Below are 26,238 nucleotides of genomic sequence, written 5' to 3' on the forward strand. Positions count from 1 at the left end.
CACGTCCCCTCCTCCCTCGGCCCCGCTGTGCGGGGCCGTTGTCGTGTACTCAGGCGGCGGTCTGCTGCTGCCGGTGGATGGCGTGGCGTTCGCGGGGTGTGAGGCCTCCCCAGATGCCGGCGCGCTGCCCGTGCTCTGAGCCGCCTTCGAACTCGAGGGCGTAGTCGAGGCACGGCTGGCGGACGGGGCACATGGCACAGACGGCTTTCGCCTCGTCGGCGGCGGCCCGGTACTTGCCGCCGTTGCCTTCGGGGAAGAACGGTTCGACGCCGACCGTCCGGCAGCGGGCCTGGGCCTCCCAAGCGGCGCTCATGCCGCCACCTCCACGGCGTACTCGGGGTGGTCGCGGAAGGCGTGGTCGAGGTAGGACTTGCTGACGCCGAGGCGTTGGGCAGCAGCAGCCCGGTCAAGTCCGCTGAATCGCATCAGCTCGTTCGCGTCTTGGGCGATGATCAGGCGCTTGGTGACGCCGTACATGGGCTCGAAGTCCGGGTCGTCGATGACGTCCATCCGCTCGTCCCAGTACGACGGCGGCGGCCACTTGTTCGCCGCGGCCTGCTGCTTGGCCCGCTTGATGCTGGTAGGGCGCACGCCGTGACGGGCCGGCTTCTCGTGCCGCAGCTCGTCGTAAGCGGCGGCGATTTTCTGCGCGGTTGTGGCTCGGATGGTGGGCCGGGAAAGGATGACGCTGCGGTTGGAGGGGTGGATCCCGGCCCGCTCGGCGATGTAGATGAGGGGCCAGCCGATGGCCATGAGGGCTTGCACTCGCCGACGGCTGCCGGTGCAGTCGACGTTGCCGGGGGTGTGGTCGGCCGCGTTGACGGCGAGGATCTTGGCGGCGACTTCGCGGGTGACGCGGCGCCTGCGGGGAGCGGCGTTTCCGTAGTCGTGCTGGATGAAAGCGCGCACTTGCCGGTATTGGAGGCCCGTGATGGTGGCGACGCGGTGGACGGTGATTCCTGCCGTGCGCAGTTTGAGGAGGTGCTGCCGGACGGGTTCGGCGTCGAGGAGGGGCTGCCATGTTCCGGCAGTGATGGCGCGCCCGCGTTCCCGTTCGTAGTTGCGGTAACGGGCCACGCATTCGGGGAGCCGGCAGTGGTAGTCGCAGTAGCAGGTGAGGGTGTCGTGGTGCGGCGGCTGGCGGGTGGCGGTGGTCACGCTGCTGCCTCCCGCTGCTGAAGGCGGGCGTTGCGCCGCTGCCGGGCTATCTGGATGCCGCGGTCGGTCAATGTCCAGACGGCGAGCCGGTGGCCGTGGGTGGCGGGCGAGGTCGACGGCACCATGCGCCCGGTGTGCTCGATGATTCCGCCGCTGCGGAGGCTGTTGATCGCGGCACCCAGGTAGCCGTGACCGAGTTCGGGGAGAACGTCGCGGAGGGAGTTCGCCGAGAACTCGTGGTGAAGGAGGCCGAAGTGGAGAACGGCCTGCTCGACGAGGAACTGGGACCACTCGGACTGCTTGACGATGTCGGCGAGGAGGAGGTTCTTGCCGTCGGACGCGAGGCGTTCGGCGACGGTGAGGCGGCGGGTCATGATGCGTCCTCCTCGTCGTCTTCGGCTGCTTCGGCGATGGCCTGGGCGCAGGTGGATTCGTCGTCATCGAGGAAGTCGATGTCACAGCCGATGCCGCAGTCGGGGCAGCCGTATCCGTTGCAGCCGGGCGCGGTGCAGCCGGAGTCGTAGGCGGGGCCGTCGCAGCTGTGGCAGCCGCGTTCGTCGGGGGTGTCGAGCAGGCGGGGCCGGTTCGGGTCGAGGAACTCGATCTCGGTGATGACGCCTGCGGTGAGGCGGATGGGCTCTGGCATGGCGGGTGTCCCTTCACGTGTGCTTCTCTGGGGGTGGGCCAGCCCGATTGCCGCGGGCTGGCCCAAGTGCTGCGGCTACTGCTCTGTGGTCTTGGGCTCGGGCTCGGCGGCGAGCCAGGCGAGGAGCGGCGCGGCGATGTCGCGGGCGCCGACGGGCCGCTCGATGACCGCGCGGTTGAGGGCGGGGCAGCGGGACTTGAGGACTTCGAGTCGGTTGTCGATGTCCATCGAGACCGCGATGTCGAACTCGTACTCGATGCCCTTGCGCTGCTCGGGCCGGGTGCCGACCCGCTGAGGCTTGCCGCCCTCCAGCACCCACTCGGTGTAGGAGCGCATTGAGGCGACGACGTGGCCGGGGTAGGCGAGGATCGCGGCGACCATGTCGTTCTGGAGCGGGGTGCCGTCCTTCCAGCCGGCGAACTTGTTGCCGCCGTACCTGCTGCTGGCCTTGTCGACCTGGTCGAGGGTGCCGTCGGTGCCCTTCCAGAAGTGGGACAGGCTGTCGACGAACACGGTCGGGTAACCGGCCTGTGCCGCGGAGTCCAGGACGCGGATCAGGTCCCGGGGGTCGTAGCGGTCCATCGGGCAGCTGTCGAACTCGATGCCGCCGATCCCGGCGTACAGGCTGGCGGCGCCCTTCTCGGTGTCGATGACGGCGAACTTGCGTCCTTCGGACAGGCCGTGGGCGATGCTGAGGCCGGTCCAGGTCTTGCCGGATCCGGACATGCCCTGGATGGACAGGCGGGCCTTGCGGCCGGCCTTGCTGGCGGGGCGGAACGCGAACTGCCCGTGGCTGCCGTTCTGCTCGGCGGGTCGGCCTGTGCGGACAGGGGGCGGGAGCTGGGTCACGAGTTCTCCTGGGCGTACTTGCGCTCGACCCACGGGGGGAGCGAGATGTGGGTGGTGCCTTCGCTGTAGGCGGGCCAGTGGCCGGTGGCCTGGCACATGGCGTAGGTGTAGAGGGCGCGGTCGTTGAGCTCGGCGCCGATGACGCGGGCGGGGAAGTCGAGCTCGGCCACGGTCACCAGGTAGGGCGGCTGCTTCTCCTGGAAGATGAACTTGAAGGAGCCGGTGGGCGGGATGAGTCCGAGGTGGATGGCGACCTTCCGGTAGAAGTCGTCCTGCTGGTGGTAGCCGTGCTCGTTGACGGCTTTCTGCAGGGCGTCGGGGTGGACGGAGCGGGCGGTCTTGTAGTCGACGATCTCTTCGGGGCGGAGCCAGTCGAAGCGGGTCCGGTGCCAGATGCCGTTGTCGTCCTGCCAGAAGGCGGACTGTTCGGCGAGGCCGCTGCCGGGGGTGAGGAGGTCGGAGGCTTCGGGGTGGCGGGCGAGGGCTTCGGCCATGTCGTCGATGCGCTGCCGGGCTTCGGCTTTGAGGGGCACGTTGCCGGCGGCTCGTATGGCGGCGACGCGGGCCTTGGTCTCGTCGGTGTCCCAGCGTTTCTCGTCGACGACGACGAGCTCGGGCCCGTTGCCGAGGATCACGGTGTGTGCGGCGGTGCCGAACTCGAACTCGGGCTTGTAGGGCTCGGGGTGGTCGAGGAAGTACTTGAAGCGGGCGGGGCAGTCGGTGAGGCGTCGGGCGCCGGTGGAGGAGAGGCTGCCGCCGGGGATGGGGTCGGAGTGGTAGAGCTCGGCGGAGATGTCGTACAGGCCGGGCTCGACCTCGGCCGCGGTGGTCACCTCTGGTCTCCGTGTGTGCGAGACAGGGCTTGGCCTGCCAGTTCGGCGAGCTGCTCGTCGCTGGCGGTGTAGAAGGCGTCGGCCTTGGTGATGGCGTCGTACACGTCGCGGGCCCAGCGGGCGTCACCGAGCGCGGTGTGCGCGTCGGCCTTCGTCGGCGGCTCGATGCCCATGAGGCGGGAGAGTTCGTAGGACTTCCAGCCGCCGGCCAGCAGCTTGTCCGCGCGGCCGTAGTACTCGGCGTCGCAGTTCTGCTTGGTGAGCGTGTACGCCTGTCCGTACAGGTGGCCGACGGCCATGGTCGCGATGTCGACTGTGCGGTAGTGCCAGCGCGGCGGGAGGCCGGCCTCATTGAACAGCTTGGTCAGGAAGCGGTCGTCGAAGGCCGGGTTCGATCCGACCAGGGTGGCCCCGTCGAGGAGGTCCATGAGGCTGTGCATGAGGTCGGCTTCGGTGAGCGCGGTGCGCGTGATCCGCGTGTTCGTGGGCAGTTCGATGGCGTACTCGTCGATGGGGACGGAGAACCGCTCCTTGTACCGGCCGATCTCGAGCGCCTTGGGGTCGGCGTCGGTGAGGCTGGTGTGGAGCTGGAAGAGGTGCTCCAGGTCTGCCTGGCCGGGGCGGCGGAGGATTACGGCGATCTCCCAGGCATCGTGGCGGCGCGGGTCGAGGCCGGTGGTCTCGGTGTCGATGAAGGCGATGGGCTTGGGCTGGTTCACGGTGTTCTCCTTGCGGGTCTTGGGGTGGCCCGCCCCGCGCTGGGGGCTTGGGGCGGGCCGTGGCCGCGGTGGGGGTCATGCGGCCGGTCAGGGTGGTCAGGCGGCGGCGGGAGCGGCGGCCGGGTACTCGCGGACGCGGAGGTTCGCCGGCCAGTCGGCAGGGTTGCCGCCCTTGGCGTCGGTGGCGTTGTTGGCGCGGGCCCAGACGGATCCGAGCTGCTTCACGAACGGTGCGGTGGCGGTCTCTGCCGCGTTGACGAGCAGGTCTTCCACCCAGCCGATCTCGAGTGGGCGAGCGCCAGTCCCGGACTCGCCGCCGACGATCAGCCAGTCAATATCGGACAGGTCGAGGTTCGGCACCGCGCCGAGAAGCGGTTCGGCGGAGATGAACCGGACGGCGGCCGGGGTCTCGCGGAGGGCGTCGGCGCGGCGGGCGTAGTCGGCGTTCTCGATGGAGGTGCCGATCCAGACGTTCGGCAGGGGCCAGCCGGAGCGGTGGTAGATGCCGTGCTCCAGGCCGGGGACGTAGGTCGGGCTGTGTGAGGTGGCGGCCCACTCCATCGACGATCGGAAGTGCTCGCCGGGCGGGTGGCCGGTGCCGCAACGGCAGAGGTCGGTGAGGATGCGGGCCGCCCGCTCGGGACGCTTCGTCAGGATCTGGTAGGTGTGCTGCGGGGTGGCGGCCATGACGGCGAACACGCGCACGAGGAACTCGCGGGGCACGCGGGCGTGGAACAGGTCGCTCATTGAATTCACGAAGACCTTGCGGGGCTTCTTCCAGCGCAGGGGTTCGGTGAGCGTGTCGGGGTGGGCGGCCAGGCCGAAGCCGGGGCCGGAGGTGCGGGTGTCGCCGTCGGTCTGGTACTTCGCCTGGCCCATGCCCTTGAGGCGCTTCGCCATCGTCAGCGCGTAGCAGTTGTCGCAGCCGGGGCTGATGCGGTCGCAGCCCGTCGTTGGGTTCCATGTCTGCTCGGTCCACTGAATGCTTGTCACTGCTGCTCCTTCTGGGATGCTGGTGTGGCGTCCCCGCCCGCTTCCTTCGGGCGGGGACGTCCTGCTGGGTAGTCAGGCGTCGAGGAAGGTGACGGGCACCGCGTTGGGCGTCTCGGCGGTCGCCTCAACCGAGACCCAGTCCCAGTCGGGGTCGTCGCCCTCGGCCGGGTTCGGAGTGGTGATGACGAGCCAGCCCTCGCGAATGTCGGCGAGCCAGTCGTCGGCCTCGGCCTTCGGGTCGTCGGCGACGTTGACGAGTCCGCAGTAGCGGCGGGCGTGGCGGTTGAACGCGGCCAGTGCCTTGCGCGGCCCGGGGTGTCCGAGGGCGAGCATGTCGCCGTCCTCGCCCCAGTAGGAGACGGGGATGCCGAAGTACGTGGCTTCCATCTCGGGGTTGGTGAGGATGGTGCCGGGAGCTTTGGTCATGGCGGGTCCTTCGGGTGGGATGCTGGGTGGTTGGGTCGCCGGGCCGCCCGGGGTATGGGCACGGGCGGCCCGGCGGGTCAGGCGGCGTCGATCTGGTCGGCGATTCGTTCGGCGGCCTTGACGCGGCGGACGGTCTCTTCGGCGTTGAGCCGGTCGATTTCCACGAGGAAGCAGCGGCGGCCTTCGAGGACGGCTGCAACACCGGTGGACCCGGAGCCGGCGCACGGGTCGACGACCAGGTCGCCACGGACCGTGGACGACTCGATGAGGTCGGCCATCAACGGGACCGGCTTCTCGTTCGAGTGGCGCCGGGCAGCCGCGCCGTTGGGCCGCGGATAGCGCAGCACGGTGCCGCGCCGGAGCCGGGCTGCGCCGCGGCCTTCCCCGGCTGCCCGGTTGGCTTGCTGCTTGACGTGGACGCCCATGGTGATGCGCTCGTGCGAGGATCCCCAGGGGATGTCAAGGGCACCAGATCCATGCTGGGTCTTGTCCCAGACGAGGTCGGCGGTGCCGCCCAGTCGGAGCGGCCCGGCGAGCTGCTCGGCGGTGTAGCCGAACACGTACACGTGGCGCTTCGTGGCCAGGCCTCGCACCCAGGTGCCGACAGGGCCGACCCACTCGGCGAGCACAGCCGGCCAGTCGACGCTGCCGTCGTCGCCTGCGATCTGCTGGAAGTTGCTGCTGCGGCCGGACTTGTAGGCCTTGCCGTAGGGCGGGTCGGTGCACAGCAGCCCGTACCCGGCCGGGACTTGGGCGATGACCTGCGGGTCGCGGCAGTCGCCCCAGATGACGGTGGCCCGGGCGGTGGCGTGGAGAATCTGGCCGCCAGGGGGCGGGGTGACGGCCAGGTCCAGCGTGTCGGTGACAGTCATGCCGCCGCTCCCTCGTTGAGGCCGAGGGCGCGGACCAGCTCGGCGTTCTCCTGGCGCAGGCGGGCGTTCTCGGCGAGGAGGTCGGCGACGTACTGCGGGGCGTCGCGGAGGAAGCGGGCCACGGGGTTGTCGACGTCGACGATCGTGTTCTCGTCGTAGTGGGTGCGGCCGACGGCGAGCTCGTCGCCGCGGCGCATGGTGGAGTACCGCTCGCCGGGGCGCTTGTCGCGGAACTGAAGGTCGCCGTAGATGGGGTAGTCGCCGGCGGGGTCGAGGAGTTCGTCGCCTCGCCCATCGACGGGCTTCGCGGCGCGGAGCAGGTACTGGCGGCCGGAGTGGTCGGTGACGAGCTCGGGGCCGCCGGAGGTGCGGCTGCCGATCCAGCGCCACGGCGGGGCGGGCACGGCGGCGAGGGCGGCCTGGATCTCTGTGGTGCGGTCGGTGGTCATGAGGTCCCTCTGAGGTGGTTGGCGAGCCGGAAGCATCCGGCGGAGAAGGCGAGTAGGGCGGCGATGGCGGCGGCGCACTGGGCGGGGAAGCGGCCCATCAGGCACCGCCGACTTCGGCGAGCCGGGCTTCGAGGTGCTGGACCCAGGCGGCGGTGACGACGATCGACCAGCAGGCGGCGTAGGCCAGGCGGTCGGCCCAGTCGGGGTAGATGACCCGGTAGGTCCAGGCGTTGAGGCTTTCGACGTAGCCCGCGGCCAGGGTGGCCGTGTAGTTGGGGTCGGCGGGCGGCCGGGGTCGGGGCACCAGCGGCCGCACATCCGACAACAGCGGCGACACGACGTGCGCGGTCACGAGGCGCTCACCGCTTCGGTGAAGCAGCCACAGCCGCCCTCATCGAGGTCGTCGAACGACGGCTCGTCGTGGCGTTTGTCCTCGATACGAGTGCGGAGCGAGGCCAGCGTGAGCGGCTTGGTGTCGCCTCCGGTCCTGTCCCGGAGTATCGACACGTCCTTGCCGAGCTTCGCCCGCATGGACTCCTCGAACGCTTCGACCTTGGCGAATCGCTCGGGGAACACCTCCAGCAGTCGCGCCCACTGAGCCTGCCCGCCCTTGACGCAGGCGCCGCCGCAGTTGTTGTGGGCGAAGCCGAGCCGGTACAGGCGTGGAGTCGAAAGGCCAGCCACGCGGGCCTCATCGAGGAGCTGCCGCTTGTCGTAGTACGGCGGCCGGGTCAGCGGGGCGTCGACTGCCCAGGGCGCCCAGCCACGGACGATGGCGGGCAACCGCTCGGTCTCGGTCCAGTCGATGCCGACGTACACGATCGTGTCGGCCGGGCTGGTGTTGGCCTCCAGCCACTCACGGCAGGGCTTGAGCTTCAGCTCCAGGGAGCACTGGGCGATGCGGGTGTTACCGAGCCACCGCTTGTCCTCGAAGACCTGCCACGGGTCGCGGCCGTCAGCCACGCGAACGAGGTTGGCGCCGAGCTGGGTGGCCGCCTGCGCGTTGAAGGCATAGAGGTCGCTGTCCTCGACGAGGGTGTCGGCGAACAGCAGGGTCGTGCTGGCCGCGCCGTGCTCGGCAATGACGTGGCGGGCGGTAGCCCAGCTGGTGATCCCTCCGGACCACATGACTACGTGGTGGCCGCTCATGCCTGGCCTCCGCAGGTCCATGTCGGGTAGTCGGCGTCGGTGCTGCAGCACTCGGGGTGGGCGCAGGCGAGGGCGGCGAACGCTGTGTCGGCCGGGTCGAGGAGGTGGGCCTGTTCGGCCAGGCAGCCAGCCAGCGTGCGGGCCTGCGACTCCACCACCGGCAGGGGTACGTCCAGGGCGGCGATCCGCGGTTGATCGACGCAGCGGACGCAGTCGACGTCGTCGCAGTCGTCCGCGTGCAGCTCCGGGATGAACGGGACGCCGGACGTCGGCAGGGAGAAGAACTCACGGGCCGACAGCGGACGGTTCGGGGTGGTCATGACCGGTCACCGCCGTTCGCGTTGGCGCGCGGGGTGTGGCCTTGCGGCTCGTACTTGAAGCAGAGGCGTTCGGGTCCGGGCCACAGCAGATCCCCGTGGCCCTGCTCGTATCCGTAGCAGTTGACGCACCGCCGGGCGTGGCGCTCGTCGGCGCGGCGCTGAAGCTCAGCGAACTCTTCGTCGCTCATGCCGCCACCGCCTTCGGGGTGACCATGAGGCGCGGGTCGTAGGCGGCGAGGACCTTGTTCGCACGGGCCAGGCGGGAGAGGACGACCTCGCGGTCGGCCCGGTCCTCGGTGCAGGCGAGCGGGCGGTACAGCAACGCCTCACGCTTCGCGTCTTCTGCCGCCATCACGGCCTGGCAGATCGACTCAGGGAACGCGTCCTGGATCAGGTCGACTACCCGATCCGGCACAGGAACAGGGATGATGGACATGCGGTCCTGCTTTCTTCCTTGCGGGGTTGATGGATCGCAGGCCCCGATTGCCGGTGTGTCAGAGCCCGGCGGTTGGGGCCGTTTGCCGCTAGGCGGCGGACTTGAGAGGGCTGGTTCTGCGGGTGGCCGGCCGCTGGTTGATGCGGTAGTAGGCCTGGCGGGCGGCGCGGTTCATGACGATGCGTCGGCCGGAGTGGCTCTTGAGCTTCGGGTTGTCCCGCAGGAAGCGGCGCAGGTGGCTGACGCTGCACTTCAGGACGTAGGCCGACTCCTGCACGGTCATGACGTCGGCGTTCGGATCAGCGGGGGGAATCGGCTGGCCGTACTCCAGGTACTTGGCGCTAGCCATCGGGGTCCTCCTTGGGGGTGTCGGTCCTCCGTGGGGCGAGGAGTCGTTCGTCGGTCGAGTTCAGGGCCGCACGGAGCGCGGTGTAGGTGCGGGGTCTCATGCGGCTGCGGGTGCCGTATTCGAGGTGGGAGAGGTAGCGCCGGCTTATGCCTGCGCGCTCTGCCAGGTCGGATATTTCGAGCCCCGCCTGCATGCGCTCCTCGCGGATCGCGTCTCCGTCGACCGTGAAGGTCGGCGGTTGGTGCATGCCTAGAAGCTAGCCTGAGCTAGCCGTCACTGTCTAGCTCTAGTTAGCCTGAGATTGCTCAAGAACTTCTTTTGCAGTAGGCAAGGATCGACTTAGTTAGGGTCGCCTGGTTACGATTCCGGCCGATCTAGCCTTTGGAACTAGTGGGCCCTAGCGGGACCTGTCACCATGTCGACATGAGCGCCCCCCGTGATCTCGACCGCCTGGCCAAGGCCGTGAAGGCCCGAAGGCTGCAGTTGCACCCGTCCCGACTCGCCGCCGCCAATGCGGCCGGCGTCTCCAAGGACACCTGGCAGCGAGTGGAAGAGGGTCTGTCGGTCCGCGACGTCAGCTACGCGAAGATGGATCCGGCGCTCGGCTGGGTAGTCGGCAGTTGCATGCTCATCGCCGACGGTGGCGACCCCGTCCCAGTCGTCCAACACGAGGCGGCCGGCAGCGCCTTCGAGTCCGTGAGCATCCCGCCATCCTTGCTACCCGAGGACGTGCGCGGCGTCGTGACCGACGCAGCCATGGCGACAACGCCCGGCCTGACCGTTCGTGAGATCCAAGAGCTCAGCGACAAGGTTGTCGAGGAGCTCCGCAAGCGAGGCATCCTGCCCGCGGCACCTTAAACTGCGACGATTGACGTACAACCATTCGAGGTCACCGGATTGTGACGTTCCGGGATGGCTGCAATTTCAACTTTGCTCTCCCGTTACTGTGTTCGGCATGACACCCTTTGTGACACCTGGGGAGGTTCTCCGCGGTCGTTACAGGGGAGGTCCCATGGCAACGGTGGTCACTCTCGATCTAGGTCCGACATTTCTCGGACAAGCAGTACGGGTCGGCGGAGAGTTGGTGTGCACCCTGCCTCCCGCGGCGTCCACTGACAAGGAACTTCAGGGCCATGTCAGGGAACTGCTGGAAGCGCAGGGAGCGAACTGCAGCGCTTGTCGCGGCTGCGCGATGGGTGCGGCAGAGTAGATGCAGTTACTGCGGAGCCGGGCGGCAGGGGTGCCCGCCGGCTTCCGCGGCACCACCCAGGTACCGAAGGGGAGTTGCGTGCCGTACATCGAGTGGCGCGGTAACAGCTGCCGAGTCCGATGGGACACTGGCCGGGTAAACCCGGACACCGGGAAGAAGATCTACGACAGCAAGTCGCGCTCCGACTGGACAGAGGAAGAGGCCTACGAGTACGGCCTCGACCGGGAGAGCGACCTGCGTAACGGGCGAATGGTCGCCCGCGCCGACGGGCGGATCCTCCTCAAGGACTGGGCCGACCTGTGGATCAAGTCGATCGATCTCGACCCGACGTCGGTCTACGACTACCGCAAGAGGCTTCGGGCGCAGATCATCCCCGAGTGGGGGACTACGCCACTCAACGAGATCAGCACCATCAAGTACAACGTGTGGATGAAGCGGCTGCGCGCCAACTACTCCGCCAACTACGTGCGCGACATCCGCATCCTCTTCGGCATGCTGATGGATGATGCGGTAGCTCACCGCCCGCCGCTGCTGAACATCTCGCCGGTGCCCAAGGAGAACCGCCGGCGCGGCCGGTATGTACGCCCGCAACGGGAAGAGAAGGAGACCGTCCTCACGCAGGATCTGCACCAGCTTGCCGAGAACGCGCGCGAGGTCTGGGGCTTCACCGGATACGTGTTCATGCTGACGAAGGCGTACACGGGCATGCGTCTGGCGGAGATGTTCGGTCTGCGGCGCGAGTTCGTCGGTCCGAACTGGCCGGAGTGCGATGAGGACAAGCAGCGCCGGGAGAAGGCGCTCAAGCGGTACTGCGGCAAGGACCCCCTGGACGTGATCCGGGTGCAGTGGCAGCACAAGTACCGGATGGATCCGGACCGGCCTGACGACCGCGGCGTGCCGGTTCTGGCGCTGCCGAAGTACGGCAGCGAGAGAAGCTTGGTGATTCCGCCGTTTCTCGCAGCGTTGCACCGTGAGCTCCTCGACTCGCACGACTCCGAGTGGGTCTTCCCCGCGATGGGCGGCGGGCCGCTGCTGAGGACGGACTTCAACACGTACTACTGGAAGCCGGTCCGCGACGGGCACAAGGCCCGGGAAGGGCGCTATGCGAGGCCCGAGCTGAAGCCGGTAGCGGCGTTCGCCGGGAAGCGCATCCACCTCCTGCGGCACGCCCATTCTCCGCACTTGGAGGAGGACGGCATCGCGGATGTGGCGATCGAGGAGCGGCTGGGGCACATCCTGCAGGGTGTTCGCGGGGTGTACTCGGACGTGACGCCGGCGATGGAGCGGAAGATCGTGCAGGTCTTGCAGGCGAGGTGGGAGAAGGCGCACGATGGTGAGGGAGAGGCTAACTGAGGCGGTCTCCCATCCCTCTCCCATTCGGGTGTTTCGGATCATGGGAGAAGCTGGTCAAGGGGAAATGGATCCTAGATCCTGTCGAATCCACTGCATCACGCAGCAGCAGCCGCAGGTCTGATATCCGCTGGTGGCCGCCGCGGGCTGCGTGTCAGCCTGCGGCCATGCCACCCGTCGAACCCGCGAGGGACCCCTACCGGATCCAGGCCTGCTACGCCGTCACCGACGACGCGTGGTACCTGGAACTGTGGGAGGCCGGCGCCCACCTGCTCACCGCGATCGTGCCCGACGAGGACCCCCGCCGGGAGCCGACCGTCTGCTTCAACGAGCAGGCGGGCCACCGTGACATCCCGTACGACGTGGTGCGCCGCTTCATGGCACGGGTCGCGGACGAGGTGGAGCGCTGCCGGGGCTGGATGCGGCTCGCGCCCGGACTGGTGGAGATCATCCGCCAGTTGTACGTGGTGTTCTCGGGGTGCCTGAACGACGAGGAGATCGCACCGCTGCTCGTCGTGCTGCGCGAGCTGGTGGACGAGGAGTCGCTCGGCACCGTGGTGGAGGCCGCCTTCGGGACCGGCCTCGCGGACCTGGCCGCGGACGCGGGCAGCGCCTCGCCCGAGGAGGTCCGGGCCCTGAAGGAACGGATGGCGGAGGACGGGTGGACGATCAGGTAGAACGTACGGGTGAACGCATCCTTCCCGGTGGTCGCCGCATGACCCCCGCATCCCGTCGCCGCAATGTCGCGCCGCCGCGCGAGGCGCTGCTCGCCGCGGCCATGGACACGATCGCCGAGCGCGGCCTCGAAGGTCTCACCATGGCCGGACTCGGCCGCGAGGTCGGGATGAGCAGCGGGCACCTGCTCTACTACTTCCGTACCAAGGACGAGCTCCTGCTGCAGACCCTGGAGTGGAGCGAGGGCCGGCTCGGCGCCGAGCGCAGCGCGCTGCTGTCCCGGCAGGCGTCCGCACGCGAGCGGCTCGACGCGTACGTCGACCTCTACGTGCCCGACGGGCCGCGCGACCCCCACTGGACGCTGTGGCTGGAGGTCTGGAACCGCTCGCAGAGCGCCGACGCCGACGCCCGCGGCCGGCAGGCCGCGATCGAGGGCGCCTGGCACCGGGACCTGGTGGCGCTGCTCGCGGAGGGCGTCTCGCGCGGCGAGTTCCGGGCGGTCGACGCCGACCGGTTCGCGGCGCGGCTGCGGGCGCTGCTGGACGGTTTCAGCGTCCACGTCGCGGTGGGGATACCGGGCACGGGACGCGAGCAGGTGCTCGCCCACGTCCGGGACTTCATCGAGGACGCGCTGCTGCCGTGACGGCCCCGTCCCGGGGCCGGGGTGTTCCCCCACCCCGCCCCTTCCCGAAACCGGGGCTCCGCCCCGGACCCACCGTAGCCGCCCTGCGAGCGGCGCGCGCTGCCGGGGCTCTGCCGCTGTGGGAGGGCATTGCGGGGCCTGCAGCCGTCCGGCGGACGGCGTCCATTGCCGGGGTTCACTGCGAAACCTGTGCCGCGCCCAGGGGCGGTCACCGTGCGGGCCGTAGCGGCCGGCGAACGACCGTCGCGGCTCGCCTTCGAACCGGTGCCTTTTGGTGTCGCGCCGGGGGCGCACAAGGTTCGAGCCCGTAGCCGTCCGGCGGACGGACGGCGTCCATGCCGGGCTTCGCCCGCTTCGGCCCGAGGCCGGTACGGTCTCGGTCGTTCCGCCCGACGCCAGGTGCCCCGTCGGCAGGGCGGGGCACCTGCACTGGGGCGGGCGGAGGCGCGGAGCCCGGGCCCGGCCCCGCAAAGGGGGCGACCGCATCGTGAGATGCGTGTCCAGTGGTGTCGCCACCTGTGGCAGACTGCCCCCGTGCTCTCGTTCGCCATGATTATCGGCAGCAGCGCGCCGGTCCGCAGTGACCGCTGACCCGTGGACAGCAACCCCGCGGCAGGCGGCACCGTGCCCCAGACCCGCGCGCAAACCTCTCGCACCCGCGAGAGGTTTTTTCGTTTTACGGCCTCACCCATGGCCGGGAGCGAGACGCACGCGATGATGGGGGCAAGTGGAGCCAGACATTCCGGAGCCACTCATCCGACAGGAGTCAGGACAGCATGACCACCAACGCCCAGGACACCCACGTCGACGACAGTTTCCACGTCTTCGACACGACGCTGCGCGACGGCGCCCAGCGCGAGGGCATCAACCTCACGGTCGCGGACAAGCTGACCATCGCCCGGCACCTGGACGACTTCGGCGTGGGCTTCATCGAGGGCGGCTGGCCGGGCGCCAACCCCCGCGACACCGAGTTCTTCTCCCGCGCGCAGAAGGAGATCGCCTTCCGGCATGCCCAGCTCGTCGCCTTCGGCGCCACCCGCCGCGCCGGGTCGACGGCGGCTGAGGACCCGCAGGTCAAGGCGCTGCTCGACTCCGGCGCGCCGGTGATCACCCTCGTCGCCAAGTCGCACGACCGCCACGTCGAGCTCGCCCTGCGCACCACGCTCGACGAGAACCTGGAAATGGTCCGCGACACCGTCTCGTACCTGCGCGAGCAGGGCCGCCGGGTCTTCGTGGACTGCGAGCACTTCTTCGACGGCTACCGCGCGAACGCCGAGTACGCCAAGTCCGTCGTACGCACCGCGCACGAGGCCGGCGCCGACGTCGTCGTCCTGTGCGACACCAACGGCGGCATGCTGCCCGCCCAGGTCCAGGCCGTCGTCTCCACCGTCATCGCGGACACCGGGGCCCGGCTCGGCATCCACGCCCAGGACGACACGGGCTGCGCCGTGGCCAACACACTCGCCGCCGTCGACGCGGGCGCCACCCATGTGCAGTGCACGGCCAACGGCTACGGCGAGCGCGTGGGCAACGCCAACCTCTTCCCGGTCGTGGCCGCGCTGGAGCTCAAGTACGGCAAGAAGGTCCTGCCCGAGGGCGCGCTCGCGGACATGACCCGCGTCTCGCACGCGATCGCCGAGGTCGTCAACCTGACGCCCTCGACCCACCAGCCCTACGTGGGTGTCTCGGCCTTCGCGCACAAGGCCGGGTTGCACGCCTCCGCGATCAAGGTCGACCCGGATCTGTACCAGCACATCGACCCCGAGCTGGTCGGCAACACCATGCGCATGCTGGTCTCGGACATGGCCGGACGCGCCTCGATCGAGCTCAAGGGCAAGGAGCTCGGCATCGACCTCGGCGGCGACCGCGAGCTGGTGGGCCGGGTCGTCGAGCGGGTCAAGGAGCGCGAGCTCCAGGGATACACGTACGAGGCCGCCGACGCGTCCTTCGAGCTGCTGCTGCGCGAGGAGGCGGAGGGCAGGGCCCGTCGCTACTACCGCACGGAGTCCTGGCGCGCGATCGTCGAGGACCGCCCCGACGGCACGCACGCCAACGAGGCCACGGTGAAGCTGTGGGCCAAGGGCGAGCGCATCGTCGCCACCGCGGAGGGCAACGGCCCGGTCAACGCCCTGGACCGCGCGATGCGGGTCGGGCTGGAGAAGATCTACCCGCAGCTCGCGAAGCTGGAGCTGATCGACTACAAGGTCCGCATCCTCGAAGGCCGCCACGGCACCGGCTCGACGACCCGCGTACTGATCACGACCGGCGACGGCTCGGGCGAATGGGCGACCGTCGGCGTCGCGGACAACATCATCGCCGCCTCCTGGCAGGCCCTGGAGGACGCCTACACCTACGGCCTGCTGCGCGCCGGGGTCGAGCCGACGGAGTGAGGCGGCCGGCTCAGCAGACGTCGTCGGCACGTTCCTCGAACTCCTCGCTCGGCACGGCCCGTTCGTCCGCCCAGACCTCGCCGCGTTCCCCCGCCTCCAGGCGCGCGGCGCGGAGGCGGACGACGCCGACGTACGCACAGTCGTCCGGTTCGCCGAACAGCGGCTCGGCGTCGTGTCCGGTCCGCGCCGAGGTGGACCACCTGCCGCTCACCGGCGACCCGACGGACGCGGTCACCACACCGACCGCCGCCTGACGGGCCGCCCTGACCGCGGACCTCGGCGGCAGCATCCGGCATGACGGATGCTGCCGCCGAGGTCCCAGGCCACCGGGACGGGCGCCGGGACGCCCGGAACCGCCGCGGAGCGACATCTGATGGCTATGTCCCCTTTGCCCCTGTTCGGGTAGCGTCGATGTATGAGGACACGGCCGTTCACCCTTGTATCGGCCCTCGCGGGGCTGACGCTCATGCTGCTCCTGATCCTGGCCCCGGCCTCCGCCGCCAGGGCCACGGGTCTGTCCGACGCCGCCGCCGCCCTGAAACAGGGGCCGGTGTACGTCCACCCCGCCATGACCGGCCAGGTCTCGCAGTCCGAGGCCGACGCGCTCGCCGAGAGGATCGAGCAGGCCGACAAGCCGGTGTTCGTCGCGGTCCTGCCCGCCACCGCGGAGTTCCCGCCGGACGATCTGCTGGTCAACCTGCGCACCGAGACCGGGATCACCGGCCTGTACGGGGTCCGGCTCGGCGACGGATTCGACGCGGGCGCCGACCGCAGCGTCATGTCCAACCAGGCCGTCGACAACCTCGCCCAGGCGGTGCGGGGCAGCGGATCCGTCGACGCCGCCACCCAGCTGGAGAGCTTCGTCGACCAGGCCCTGACCCAGGTGCGAGGAAGCGCCCCGGTCTCGTGGGACGCCGGAGCCGGTGACGAGGGCGTCGACACCGGCGCGCTGATCGCCCTCGGCGCGGTCGTCGCGGCAGGCGGCGCAGGCGCCTACGCGGTCGTGCGCAACAAGCGCCGCCGCAAGGCGGAGGAGGAGCGCGCCGCGCTCGACAAGCTGCGTGTGGTCGTCGACGAGGACATCACCGCCTTCGGCGAGGAGCTCGACCGTCTGGACTTCCACCCCTCGGAGAAGGGCGCGGACGACGCCATGCGTGCCGAGTACGAGCGTGCCCTCGACGCGTACGACACGGCCAAGTCGCGCATGGGTGCGGCCGAGCACCCGCGTGACGTCCGGGGGGTCACCGAGGCGCTGGACGACGGCCGCCATTCCCTCGCTGTTCTCGCGGCCCGCCGCGAAGGCCGGCCCGTCCCCGAACGCCGCGCGCCGTGCTTCTTCGACCCCCGCCACGGCCCCTCGGTCAAGGACGTCTCGTGGATGCCGGCCAGCGGCGCGGCGGCACGCGACGTCCCGGTGTGCCCCGCCGACGCGGCCCGCCTGGAGGAGGGCATGGAGCCCATGTCCCGCACCGTGGAGACCGGCTACGGCCGCCGCCCCTACTGGGAGGCGGGCCCGGCCTACGGTCCCTGGGTCGGCGGCTACTTCGGCGGTGGCATCCTCCCCGGCCTGCTGATGGGCACGATGCTCGGCAGCATGCTCGCCACCCCCGCGTACGCGGCGGACTACGGTGCCGGCGAGTTCAGCGGCGGCGAGTACGGCGGCGGCGACGTCTCCGGCGCCGACTTCGACGCCTCGGACTTCGGCGGCGGCGGTGACTTCGGCGGCGGCGGTGACTGGGGCGGCGGCGGCTTCGGCGGCGGCTTCGACGGAGGCGGAGGCTTCTAGCGGACGCTTCTCGTCACGAACCGTGAGCCACGCGGGCGGCCGGCCGGGAGCACGAGCAGCGGCAGCGAGTACGGCAAACGGCGGCAGCACCTGTCGGATCGACCACTGAAAGGGGCAAATCGCTACGTCAGGTGATTGCTCCCGATCTTGGTGCGTGTTTCCCTCTGCCGCATGTCAACCAGAACAAGGCTTTGCGCCCTCGCGACAGCGGTCACCGCGGCCGTCGCGGTCCTGCTGGCGGCCGGGCCGCCGACCGCCGCGGATCCGTCCGATCCCTCACCGTCCGATTCGTCCACCGCTCGGACCCCCGCCCCGCTGATCCGCTCGGCGAACGCCCTGCCGGGCCGGTACATCGTGACCCTCGGCGACACCGCCGACGCCACCGACATGATGGGGACGGTAGGAGCGAAGGCGCTGTACACCTACACCTCGGCCATGCGCGGCTTCGCCGCGAACCTCAGCGCCGCCCAGCTGGAGAAGGTGCGGCTGACACCCGGCGTCGTGTCCGTCGAGGAGGACGCCAAGGTCACCGCGTTCGGTGCGTCGGGCGCGGGGACAGGTGCGCCGGCCTCGTCGTGGGGGCTCGACCGGATCGACCAGCGCGCTCTGCCGCTCGACAGAGACTTCACCGCGGCGGGCGACGGCAAGGGCGTCACCGCGTACATCCTCGACACCGGCATCGACTACGGGCACACCGAGTTCGGCGGGCGTGCCAGGTTCGGTTACGACGCCATCGGCGACGGCCGGCGCGGGCAGGACTGCCAGGGGCACGGGACGCACGTGGCGGGCATCGTAGGCGGCGCCACCCACGGCGTGGCACGCGATGCCTCGCTCGTCAGCGTCCGGGTTCTCGACTGCACGGGCAGCGGTGCCTGGTCCAGCGTCATCGCCGGATTCGACTGGGTGGCCGCCAACGCCGAGAAGCCGGCCGTGCTCAACGCCTCCCTCGGCGGCCTCAGGTCCACGGCGGTGAACAACGCGGCCGAGGCCCTCGCGGAGAGCGGTGTCCTGCCGGTCGTCGCGGCCGGCAACGACGCGCAGGACGCCTGCAACGTCTCCCCGGCGTCCGCGGACGACGTGGTCACGGTCGGCGCGACCGACCGTTCGGACCGGGAGACCCACTTCTCCAACTACGGCGAGTGCCTGGAGCTGTACGCGCCCGGCGCCTCGATCGTCTCGGCCCGGATGGGCGGCGGCAGTATCGCGCACGACGGCACGTCGATGGCGTCGCCGCATGTCGCGGGTGTGGCGGCGCTCTATCTGGCGGAGCACTCCACGGCTTCCCCCGGCAAGGTCGCGGACTGGCTGAAGGGCACCTCCACGACGAACGTGGTGACCGGCACCACCGCGGGGTCGCCCAGCCGTCTGCTGTACACCGGCGGCCTGTGAGGCAGCCTGCGCACGACCGAGCGCCCGCCATGCCGAGGAGATCGGCAGGGCGGGCGCGCTCGTTGGGTCACGCCAGGCGGCGCGGGGTCAGGCGGCCTGCGGGGCGCTCTTGATCGCGGAGATGTCGAACGTCAGCCTGACCTTGTCGCTGACCATCACGCCGCCGGCCTCCAGGGCCGCGTTCCACGTCAGACCCCAGTCGGAGCGCAGGATCTCGGTGGAGCCCTCGAAGCCGACGCGTTCGTTGCCGTAGACGTCGGTGGCGGAACCCTGGAACTCCAGGTCGATGGAGAGCGGGCGCGTCACGTCCTTGATCGTCAGGTCGCCCGTGATCCGGTACCGGTCGCCGTCCAGCTGCTCCGCGCCGGTGGAGCGGAAGCTCATCGTCGGGAAGTTCTCGGCGTCGAAGAAGTCGCCGCTGCGCAGGTGGCCGTCGCGGTCGGCGATGCCGGTGTCGATGCTCGCGATGTCGACGTCGATGACTGCCGACGAGCGGGACGGGTCGCTGCCGTCGAGGCTCAGGGTGCCCTGGTGGGAGCCGAAGCTGCCGCGCACGTTGGTCACCATCGCGTGCCGCACGGTGAAGCCGATGCTGCTGTGGGCGGGGTCGATCGTGTAGTCGCCGCTCAGGGCCGCGAGCTGGGGGTCGAGGGTGGCGGTGGCGACCGCGGTGGCGGTGGCGGACTCGTTGTTCCTGCGGTTGAAGAGGCCCATGACTGCTCCTTGGGGACGGATGCCGGAGGGTCTCCCGGCATGTTGTTCAAACTTCAACGAAATTCACTGTAGACCCATTCCGTTCAACTTTCAACATCTTTGGCCGGGCTGCGTACATCAGGCTCCGGGACGTGGCGTACGACAACTGCGGCGGCTGCTGACGGCACGGCCGCGCGGAAGAAACGTGCGGGCGCCCGTCCCCGGGGACCGGGCGCCCGCACGGGCGCCGCGAGCCGACTTGGACTGACCGACGGGGGTTGTTGGACTGCGGCGTCCGTCCGGGCCCCGGTTCGTTGACGCCCCCGAAAGCCGAGGACTACTCAGTCCCCATGCCTCAAAGACACCGCACGGCCTGTGCGACGGCCGCCGCCTCCTGTGCCGTGCTCGTCCTGGCCGGGACCGTACAGCCGGCCGCCGCCGGAGCCGACGGGCCCGCCGCCGTGATCGCGGCCGGCGGCGGGCCCGTCATCACCTCCGGCACTCTCTCGGTCACCGTCGCCGACGACTTCCCCCGGGTGCTCTCGTACACCGACCGCGCCTTTGGCGCGTCGCTGCTCGGCAGCACCCGTCCGGTCACCGAGGTCACCCTCAACGGCAAGCCGTACGCGGTCCGGCCGGCGGGCGCCCCCCGCGTCGACGCCGCTTCCGTGCGCCACACCCTGGTCTTCCCCGACCTGCCCGGCGTCGAGATCGACACCCTGGTGTCGGTGTCCGGCCGGGCCGTGACCTTCAAGGTCACGGCCGTGCGCGACACCGACGCCTTCCGCGTCGGCACCCTCGACATACCCGGGCACGACCTCGTGTCCGTCGGCAGCACGGAGGAGGGCGCGGCCACCGCGTTCACCAAGCTCGACCCCGACTCCACCCGGACCGCGGACGTGTTCGGCAAGGTCACCGCGGACACTCCCGCCGAGGCCGCCCCCGTCGGCGCCACGTACGCCATCGTCAACACCGCCTCGCTCGCCGCCGCCGTCGAGTCCAACTCCTCGTACGACAAGCCGAGCGGCGCCACCGGCGGCGACGACGCGCGCCTGTGGCACCAGGCCCGCAAGGCCGGCGACGGCACGGTGCGCGTCGGCGTCTCCTCCGGCCAGTGGACCTACCGGGGCGACGGCGCACCGCAGCCGGAGAGCGGCGAGAACCTGCCCTGGGCCAAGGTCGTCGTCACCCCGGACGCCAACGCCGACAGGAAGGTCGACTGGCAGGACGGCGCGGTCGCCTTCCGCTCGATCGGCATCAAGGCGCCCGGCGGCAAGGACACCCCCGACCGCGTGATCACCCACATCCCGTTCAACTTCGCGAGCCAGGCCACCCACCCGTTCCTGCGCACCCTCGACGACGTCAAGCGCATCTCACTGGCCACCGACGGCCTCGGCCAGCTCGCCGTGCTCAAGGGGTACGGATCCGAGGGCCACGACTCCGCACACCCCGACTACGGCGGCAACTACAACAAGCGCGCGGGCGGCCTGGCCGACCTCAACACGCTCCTGAAGTCGGGCAGGAAGTGGGGGGCGACCTTCGGCGTGCACGTGAACGCCACCGAGTCCTACCCCGAGGCGAACAACTTCAGCGAGACCCTCGTCGACAGGACCAAGCCCGGCTGGAACTGGCTCAACCAGAGCTACTACATCAACCAGCGCCGCGACATCAACAGCGGTGATCTCGCCCGCCGTTTCCAGCAACTGCGCGACGAGACCGACCCCAATCTCGACTTCCTCTACATCGACGTCTACTACACACACGGCTGGATCGCCGACAAGACCATGCAGGCCGTGCAGAAGCAGGGCTGGAACGTCGGCACCGAATGGGCGGACAAGTTCGAGCGGGCCTCGCTCTGGTCGCACTGGGCCAACGACCTGAACTACGGCGGAGCCACGAACAAGGGCCTCAACTCCCGGATCATCCGCTTCATCCGCAACGGTGAGAAGGACGTCTGGAACAACCACCCGGTCCTCGGCCAGACCGTCCTGGAGGACTTCGAGGGCTGGACCGGCGAGACCGACTGGAACGCCTTCTACGACAACGTCTGGCAGCGCAACCTGCCCGCCAAGTACCTCCAGCAGGAGCGGATCACCCGCTGGAACGGCAACGACATCACCTTCACCGGCGGCCTGCGCGGCACCGTCGAGGACGGCCGGCGCGCCTTCTACGACCACGGCCGCAAAGTCCTCGACGGCGACCGATACCTGCTGCCGTGGGACGGCGGCGCCAAGCTGTACCACTACAACGCGGCGGGCGGCACCAGCAGTTGGGCCGTTCCCGGTCAGGGCGCCTACACCGTCTACAAGCTCACCGACAACGGCCGGGTGAGGACCGGGACCGTACGGCCCGAGGGCGGGAGGATCACGCTCGACGCCGAGGCCGGGCAGCCGTACGTGCTCTACCCGGACCGCGCCCCCGCGCAGCGAGACGCCCACTGGGGCGAGGGCGGTCATGTCGCCGACCCCGGCTTCAACGACGCCTCGCTCGACGCCTGGACCCGGCGCGGCACGGTCACCCGCGACACCGACGACCATGGCCGCAACAGCGCCGCCCTGACCGGTGATGCCACCGCGTCCGTCTCCCAGAGGATCACGGGCCTCGAGGCAGGCAAGCGGTACACCGCATCCGCCTGGATCGAGGTGGAGCCGGGCAGCTCCCGCCGCACGACGCTCTCCGCCGGCGGGAAGTCCGTCGTCGTCGAGCGTTCCACGGCCAAGGACATGGTCGCCGCGTCCGACCGGCACGGCACCCACTTCCAGCGCGCCAAGGTCAACTTCACCGCGCCCGCCGACACCACCACCCTGCGCGTCGAAGCCGCGGCGGGCGGCACGGCACGCGTCCGCGTCGACGACGTGCGCGTCGTCGCCAACGCCCCCGCCGGCAAGGAGGGCGCACTCGTCCACGACGACTTCGAGGACGTCGACCAGGGCTGGGGTCCGTTCCTCAAGGGCGACGCCGGCGGCGTCACCGACCCGCGCACCCACATCAGCCAGTTGCACGCCCCCTACACCCAGGCCGGGTGGAACGGGAAGCTGATCGACGACGTGCTCCGGGGCGAGGAGTCCCTCAAGTCGCACGACGAGAACACCGGCCTCGTCTACCGGACCGCGCCGTGGACCGTGCCGATGAGGAACGGCCACACCTACCGCGTCGAATACGACTACCAGTCCAGTCACGCCGGGGCCTACGAGTGGGTCACCGGCTACGACCGGGCCGCAGGCGGGTCCGTGGAGCGCCGCCGCACCCCCATCGGCGCGCAGCAAACCACGGGCCACTTCTCCGAGACGGTCACCGCGGGCTGCGGCGACACATGGACCGGCCTGCGCAAGCGCGGTGACGCCCCCGACGGCGCGGACTTCGTGATGGACGACTTCACGGTCACCGACCTCGGCCCCGCGGCCGAGCAGGCCGCCTGCGGCACGCTCGCCGTGACGGCGCCGGAGACCCTGGTGCCGGGCAGGCCCAATGAGGTCGAGGCCGCGTTCAGCAACGACGAGACGACGGCGGCGGGCGATGTGACGCTGACTCTCGCGCTGCCCGACGGCTGGACGGCCGAACCCGTGGGCCCGGTGAGCTTCGCGTCGGTCGCGCCGGGCGCCAAGGCCACGGGCACGTGGCAGGTGACCCCGCCGGCGGACGCCGCGTACGGGACGTACCCGATCGGTTCGACGGCCGCGTACACGGTCGGCGGCACGCCCCGGAAGCTCACCGCGTCCACGTCCGTGCGCACCCTGCCGCCGCCGCCCTCCGCCGACGCCTGGGCGAGCGACCTCGACTGGACGTCCGCGCAGAACGGCTGGGGACCCGTCGAGCGTGACCTGTCCAACGGCGAGACCGGCACCGGCGACGGCAAGCCCCTGACGATCGGGGGAGTGACCTACGAGAAGGGCCTCGGCACCCACGCCCCCGCGAAGATCCGCTACTACCTGGGCGGCCGGTGCACCTCCTTCACCGCCTCGGTGGGTGTGGACGACGTCCAGACCACACGCGGCACGGTCCGGTTCGGCGTGCTGGCGGACGGCGCCGAGAAGGTGGCCTCGCCCGTACTGAAGGCCGGCGACCCGGCCTGGTCCCTGACCGCGGACGTGACCGGAGCCGACTACGTCGAGCTCGTCGTCGGTGACGGCGGCGACGGAAACGGCAACGACCACGCCGACTGGGGCGCCGCCCGCTTCCACTGCGGCGCCTGACGCCCCAGCCCCTCTCCCTCCGTCCCGTCCGGATCGCACCCGCGCGGCCCGGACGGGACGGCGGTTTCCGGGCCCGGTACGGTGGGTCCGCCCCGCCTCGCGCCCCCGGGAATTAACCCGACCGGCGCAGGCGCGACACCTGGCTGTGAGCCGTCTCTCACCCGGCCCTGTTGTTGGACCCGCACAAAGAAGGACCGGCCTGGGCTGGTGGTTGGCGCTCCATGCGGAAGGCTTCTGTCAGAGGCCGACAGGAGAACGGTCACGAGACTGTACAGAGTCGACGGCATGCTTTTCTTGGGTCCCTCCGTAGGGTCGATGCATGACCGTTTTGGACCAGACCACCAGCGAGCCGACCGAGGCCGGCGAGCCGGCCGACGCGCGCGGCCGTGTGGCCGAGCTGCACGCCCTGCGCGAGCAGGCGCAGCGCGGCCCGAGTGACCGGGCGACCGAGGCGCAGCACGCCAAGGGCAAGCTGACCGCCCGGGAGCGCATTGAGCTGCTGTTGGACGAGGGTTCGTTCAAGGAGGTCGAGCAGCTGCGCCGGCACCGCGCCCAGGGCTTCGGCCTGGAGGCCAAGAAGCCGTACACGGACGGTGTCGTCACCGGCTGGGGAACGGTCGAGGGCCGGACGGTCTTCGTCTACGCGCACGACTTCCGGATCTTCGGCGGTGCGCTGGGCGAGGCCCACGCCACCAAGATCCACAAGATCATGGACATGGCCATCTCGGCGGGCGCTCCGCTGGTGTCGCTGAACGACGGAGCCGGAGCGCGTATCCAGGAGGGCGTCTCGGCGCTGGCCGGATACGGCGGCATCTTCCAGCGCAACACCAAGGCCTCCGGCGTGATCCCGCAGATCTCGGTGATGCTCGGCCCGTGCGCCGGCGGTGCGGCGTACTCGCCCGCGCTGACCGATTTCGTGTTCATGGTCCGCGAGACCTCGCAGATGTTCATCACCGGCCCGGACGTCGTCAAGGCGGTCACCGGCGAGGAGATCACCCAGAACGGCCTGGGCGGCGCTGACGTCCACGCGGAGACCTCGGGCGTCGCGCACTTCGCGTACGACGACGAGGAGACCTGCATCGCGGAGGTCCGCTACCTCCTGTCGATGCTCCCGCAGAACAACCGCGAGAACCCGCCGGCCGTCGCCTGCGAGGACCCGGCCGACCGCCGCTCGGACGTGCTCCTGGACCTGGTCCCCGCCGACGGCAACCGGCCCTACGACATGCACAAGGTCATCGAGGAGCTCGTCGACGAGGGCGACTACCTGGAGATCCACGAGCGCTGGGCGCGCAACATCATCTGCGCCCTGGCCCGCCTGGACGGCCAGGTCGTCGGCATCGTGGCCAACCAGCCGCAGTCGCTGGCCGGGGTCCTCGACATCGAGGCGTCCGAGAAGGCGGCCCGCTTCGTCCAGATGTGCGACGCGTTCAACATCCCGATCGTCACGCTGCTGGACGTGCCGGGCTTCCTGCCCGGCGTCGACCAGGAGCACGGCGGCATCATCCGCCACGGCGCGAAACTGCTGTACGCGTACTGCAACGCGACCGTCCCGCGGATCTCCCTCATCCTGCGCAAGGCGTACGGCGGCGCCTACATCGTCATGGACTCGCAGTCCATCGGCGCCGACCTGACCTACGCCTGGCCCACCAACGAGATCGCGGTCATGGGCGCCGAGGGCGCGGCGAACGTCATCTTCCGCAAGCAGATCGCCGAGGCCGAGGACCCCGAGGCCATGCGCACGCGCATGGTCAAGGAGTACAAGGCCGAGCTGATGCATCCCTACTACGCCGCGGAGCGCGGCCTGGTCGACGACGTGATCGACCCGGCCGAGACGCGCGAGGTGCTCATCCGCTCCCTCGCCATGCTCCGCACGAAGCACGCCGACCTGCCGTCCCGCAAGCACGGCAACCCCCCGCAGTAATCCTGCGACAGGACTGGAGCCCGACCCATGAGCACTCCTACCGACCCCTCGTCCGTGGTCCGCGTCGAGAAGGGCCACGCCGAGCCCGAGGAGCTGGCGGCCATCACCGCGGTCCTGATGGCGCGTGCGGCGTCCCGCGCCGACGCGTCGCAGCCGCACCGGGGCCGCACGACGGCGGGCTGGCGCCGTCTGGAGCGCCAGCGCGGCTTCCAGCCGTCCCACAGCTGGCAGGGCTGACGCCCTGACCTGAAGGCCCCGCACACCAACGGTGTGCGGGGCCTTCCCCGTCCCCGGGGTCGTGGGCCCGCTGCGCGGGGCCGTTTCCCCACCCCGTCCTCCCTCTACGGCCTGCGGCCGTGGGAGGTGCCCCCATCCCGTACCGGGGGCTCCGCCCCCGGGCCCTCCCCCTACGGCCTGGCGGCCGTGGGAGGGACCCTCACCTACGCCCTGCGGGCGTGGGGGGACCCCCAGCGCCTCAATCGTCGGCGGGGCTGGATTTCGCTGCGTGCGCATTCCCCCTGGCTTCGCCGGGGACCCCCACCCACGGCCGCCAGGCCGTAGGGGGAGCTTGAGGACACCGCGCGAAGCGAGGTACGGGGTCCGGGGCTTGCCCCGGTCTCGGGAAGGGGCGGGGTGGGGAACAGTGCCCGCCGCAGGCGTCACCGCCCGCCGGGAACGGCAACGGCCCCCGAGGGCTCCGGACGGAGCCCTCGGGGGCCGTTCCACAGGGCGTACAGGGACCGCCCGACCGGCTAGCGCAGGCGTGCCATGAGGGCGTGTTCGACGAGG

General features: G+C 70.4%; 30 protein-coding genes. 10 read left to right on the plus strand and 20 right to left on the minus strand.

What is annotated here, in order from left to right:
* Positions 1 to 49: 49 nt before the first annotated feature.
* From HW130_RS03235 to HW130_RS03315, 18 genes are all read right to left on the minus strand, one after another.
* Entirely contained in the window at positions 50 to 313 is a 264-nt protein-coding gene (locus tag HW130_RS03235) for a WhiB family transcriptional regulator (RefSeq protein ID WP_177147810.1), read from the minus strand.
* On the minus strand, positions 310 to 1,158 hold the full coding sequence (locus tag HW130_RS03240; RefSeq protein ID WP_177147811.1) for a hypothetical protein: 849 nt from the start codon (positions 1,156 to 1,158) through the stop codon (positions 310 to 312). Before HW130_RS03240 ends, HW130_RS03235 begins: the two co-directional genes overlap by 4 nt.
* Positions 1,155 to 1,532: a hypothetical protein gene (locus HW130_RS03245; RefSeq protein ID WP_177147812.1), complete on the minus strand. Its 378-nt coding sequence runs from the start codon at positions 1,530 to 1,532 to the stop codon at positions 1,155 to 1,157. Before HW130_RS03245 ends, HW130_RS03240 begins: the two co-directional genes overlap by 4 nt.
* The gene (locus HW130_RS03250) at positions 1,529 to 1,804 is read right to left on the minus strand and encodes a hypothetical protein (protein WP_177147813.1); all 276 of its coding nucleotides are present in this window, start codon (positions 1,802 to 1,804) and stop codon (positions 1,529 to 1,531) included. The genes HW130_RS03245 and HW130_RS03250 overlap by 4 nt, the downstream gene beginning before the upstream one ends.
* Positions 1,805 to 1,879: 75 nt before the next feature.
* Positions 1,880 to 2,653: an ATP-binding protein gene (locus tag HW130_RS03255; protein WP_309140302.1), complete on the minus strand. Its 774-nt coding sequence runs from the start codon at positions 2,651 to 2,653 to the stop codon at positions 1,880 to 1,882.
* The gene (locus tag HW130_RS03260) at positions 2,650 to 3,486 is read right to left on the minus strand and encodes a PD-(D/E)XK nuclease-like domain-containing protein (RefSeq protein ID WP_309140303.1); all 837 of its coding nucleotides are present in this window, start codon (positions 3,484 to 3,486) and stop codon (positions 2,650 to 2,652) included. Before HW130_RS03260 ends, HW130_RS03255 begins: the two co-directional genes overlap by 4 nt.
* Positions 3,483 to 4,205, minus strand: coding sequence for a 3'-5' exonuclease (locus HW130_RS36645; protein ID WP_309140304.1), 723 nt, complete (start codon positions 4,203 to 4,205; stop codon positions 3,483 to 3,485). The genes HW130_RS03260 and HW130_RS36645 overlap by 4 nt, the downstream gene beginning before the upstream one ends.
* Positions 4,206 to 4,301: 96 nt before the next feature.
* Entirely contained in the window at positions 4,302 to 5,198 is an 897-nt protein-coding gene (locus HW130_RS03265; protein WP_177147814.1) for a DUF5131 family protein, read from the minus strand.
* Between the two features lie 72 nt (positions 5,199 to 5,270).
* A complete protein-coding gene (locus tag HW130_RS03270; RefSeq protein WP_177147815.1) occupies positions 5,271 to 5,624 on the minus strand; it encodes a hypothetical protein in 354 nt (117 codons plus the stop codon).
* 77 nt (positions 5,625 to 5,701) lie between these two features.
* Positions 5,702 to 6,496 carry a DNA methyltransferase gene (locus HW130_RS03275; protein WP_177147816.1) on the minus strand — a complete coding sequence of 265 codons (795 nt, stop codon included), beginning with the start codon at positions 6,494 to 6,496 and terminating at the stop codon, positions 5,702 to 5,704.
* Positions 6,493 to 6,945 carry a hypothetical protein gene (locus tag HW130_RS03280; protein WP_177147817.1) on the minus strand — a complete coding sequence of 151 codons (453 nt, stop codon included), beginning with the start codon at positions 6,943 to 6,945 and terminating at the stop codon, positions 6,493 to 6,495. The genes HW130_RS03275 and HW130_RS03280 overlap by 4 nt, the downstream gene beginning before the upstream one ends.
* A gap of 97 nt (positions 6,946 to 7,042) precedes the next feature.
* A complete protein-coding gene (locus tag HW130_RS03285) occupies positions 7,043 to 7,297 on the minus strand; it encodes a hypothetical protein (RefSeq protein WP_177147818.1) in 255 nt (84 codons plus the stop codon).
* Positions 7,294 to 8,094, minus strand: a complete 801-nt coding sequence (locus HW130_RS03290; RefSeq protein WP_177147819.1) for a hypothetical protein — start codon at positions 8,092 to 8,094, stop codon at positions 7,294 to 7,296. The genes HW130_RS03285 and HW130_RS03290 overlap by 4 nt, the downstream gene beginning before the upstream one ends.
* Positions 8,091 to 8,414 carry a hypothetical protein gene (locus HW130_RS03295; RefSeq protein ID WP_177147820.1) on the minus strand — a complete coding sequence of 108 codons (324 nt, stop codon included), beginning with the start codon at positions 8,412 to 8,414 and terminating at the stop codon, positions 8,091 to 8,093. Before HW130_RS03295 ends, HW130_RS03290 begins: the two co-directional genes overlap by 4 nt.
* On the minus strand, positions 8,411 to 8,602 hold the full coding sequence (locus HW130_RS03300; RefSeq protein WP_177147821.1) for a hypothetical protein: 192 nt from the start codon (positions 8,600 to 8,602) through the stop codon (positions 8,411 to 8,413). Before HW130_RS03300 ends, HW130_RS03295 begins: the two co-directional genes overlap by 4 nt.
* Positions 8,599 to 8,850 (minus strand): hypothetical protein, encoded by a 252-nt coding sequence (locus HW130_RS03305; protein WP_177147822.1) that lies wholly within the window; start codon positions 8,848 to 8,850, stop codon positions 8,599 to 8,601. Before HW130_RS03305 ends, HW130_RS03300 begins: the two co-directional genes overlap by 4 nt.
* An 88-nt stretch (positions 8,851 to 8,938) precedes the next feature.
* The gene (locus HW130_RS03310; RefSeq protein ID WP_177147823.1) at positions 8,939 to 9,199 is read right to left on the minus strand and encodes a DNA-binding protein; all 261 of its coding nucleotides are present in this window, start codon (positions 9,197 to 9,199) and stop codon (positions 8,939 to 8,941) included.
* The gene (locus HW130_RS03315) at positions 9,192 to 9,446 is read right to left on the minus strand and encodes a helix-turn-helix domain-containing protein (RefSeq protein ID WP_177147824.1); all 255 of its coding nucleotides are present in this window, start codon (positions 9,444 to 9,446) and stop codon (positions 9,192 to 9,194) included. Before HW130_RS03315 ends, HW130_RS03310 begins: the two co-directional genes overlap by 8 nt.
* A 176-nt stretch (positions 9,447 to 9,622) precedes the next feature.
* Between HW130_RS03315 and HW130_RS03320 the strand changes: the two genes are divergently transcribed.
* From HW130_RS03320 to cimA, 5 genes are all read left to right on the plus strand, one after another.
* Positions 9,623 to 10,057, plus strand: a complete 435-nt coding sequence (locus HW130_RS03320) for a hypothetical protein (RefSeq protein WP_177147825.1) — start codon at positions 9,623 to 9,625, stop codon at positions 10,055 to 10,057.
* Positions 10,058 to 10,487: 430 nt separating this feature from the next.
* A complete protein-coding gene (locus tag HW130_RS03325) occupies positions 10,488 to 11,762 on the plus strand; it encodes an integrase (RefSeq protein ID WP_177147826.1) in 1,275 nt (424 codons plus the stop codon).
* Between the two features lie 164 nt (positions 11,763 to 11,926).
* A complete protein-coding gene (locus HW130_RS03330) occupies positions 11,927 to 12,436 on the plus strand; it encodes a hypothetical protein (protein WP_177147827.1) in 510 nt (169 codons plus the stop codon).
* A 38-nt stretch (positions 12,437 to 12,474) separates the two neighbouring features.
* Positions 12,475 to 13,077, plus strand: a complete 603-nt coding sequence (locus tag HW130_RS03335) for a TetR/AcrR family transcriptional regulator (RefSeq protein ID WP_177147828.1) — start codon at positions 12,475 to 12,477, stop codon at positions 13,075 to 13,077.
* A gap of 776 nt (positions 13,078 to 13,853) precedes the next feature.
* Complete coding sequence (cimA, locus tag HW130_RS03340; RefSeq protein ID WP_177147829.1) at positions 13,854 to 15,467, plus strand: citramalate synthase; 1,614 nt, start codon at positions 13,854 to 13,856, stop codon at positions 15,465 to 15,467.
* 10 nt (positions 15,468 to 15,477) lie between these two features.
* Here cimA and HW130_RS03345 read toward each other — a convergent pair whose 3' ends face one another.
* On the minus strand, positions 15,478 to 15,756 hold the full coding sequence (locus HW130_RS03345) for a hypothetical protein (RefSeq protein WP_218183038.1): 279 nt from the start codon (positions 15,754 to 15,756) through the stop codon (positions 15,478 to 15,480).
* 126 nt (positions 15,757 to 15,882) lie between these two features.
* Here HW130_RS03345 and HW130_RS03350 point away from each other — a divergent pair, with 126 nt between their 5' ends.
* Together HW130_RS03350 and HW130_RS03355 are read left to right on the plus strand one after the other, a co-directional pair.
* On the plus strand, positions 15,883 to 17,253 hold the full coding sequence (locus HW130_RS03350; RefSeq protein WP_177147831.1) for a hypothetical protein: 1,371 nt from the start codon (positions 15,883 to 15,885) through the stop codon (positions 17,251 to 17,253).
* A gap of 171 nt (positions 17,254 to 17,424) precedes the next feature.
* Positions 17,425 to 18,642, plus strand: coding sequence for a S8 family peptidase (locus HW130_RS03355; RefSeq protein WP_177147832.1), 1,218 nt, complete (start codon positions 17,425 to 17,427; stop codon positions 18,640 to 18,642).
* Between the two features lie 87 nt (positions 18,643 to 18,729).
* Here HW130_RS03355 and HW130_RS03360 read toward each other — a convergent pair whose 3' ends face one another.
* Entirely contained in the window at positions 18,730 to 19,356 is a 627-nt protein-coding gene (locus tag HW130_RS03360) for a YceI family protein (protein WP_177147833.1), read from the minus strand.
* A 329-nt stretch (positions 19,357 to 19,685) separates the two neighbouring features.
* On the opposite strand from HW130_RS03360, the gene HW130_RS03365 reads away from it, so the two are divergent.
* The 3 genes from HW130_RS03365 to HW130_RS03375 all read left to right on the plus strand — a co-directional run bounded on the left by HW130_RS03365 (position 19,686) and on the right by HW130_RS03375 (position 25,686).
* The gene (locus tag HW130_RS03365; RefSeq protein ID WP_177147834.1) at positions 19,686 to 23,528 is read left to right on the plus strand and encodes an endo-alpha-N-acetylgalactosaminidase family protein; all 3,843 of its coding nucleotides are present in this window, start codon (positions 19,686 to 19,688) and stop codon (positions 23,526 to 23,528) included.
* 319 nt (positions 23,529 to 23,847) lie between these two features.
* On the plus strand, positions 23,848 to 25,449 hold the full coding sequence (locus tag HW130_RS03370) for an acyl-CoA carboxylase subunit beta (protein WP_177147835.1): 1,602 nt from the start codon (positions 23,848 to 23,850) through the stop codon (positions 25,447 to 25,449).
* A gap of 27 nt (positions 25,450 to 25,476) precedes the next feature.
* A complete protein-coding gene (locus HW130_RS03375; protein WP_177147836.1) occupies positions 25,477 to 25,686 on the plus strand; it encodes an acyl-CoA carboxylase subunit epsilon in 210 nt (69 codons plus the stop codon).
* Positions 25,687 to 26,238: the final 552 nt, after the last annotated feature.

The organism is Streptomyces sp. PKU-EA00015 (assembly GCF_013387495.1).
Classification (GTDB): domain Bacteria; phylum Actinomycetota; class Actinomycetes; order Streptomycetales; family Streptomycetaceae; genus Streptomyces.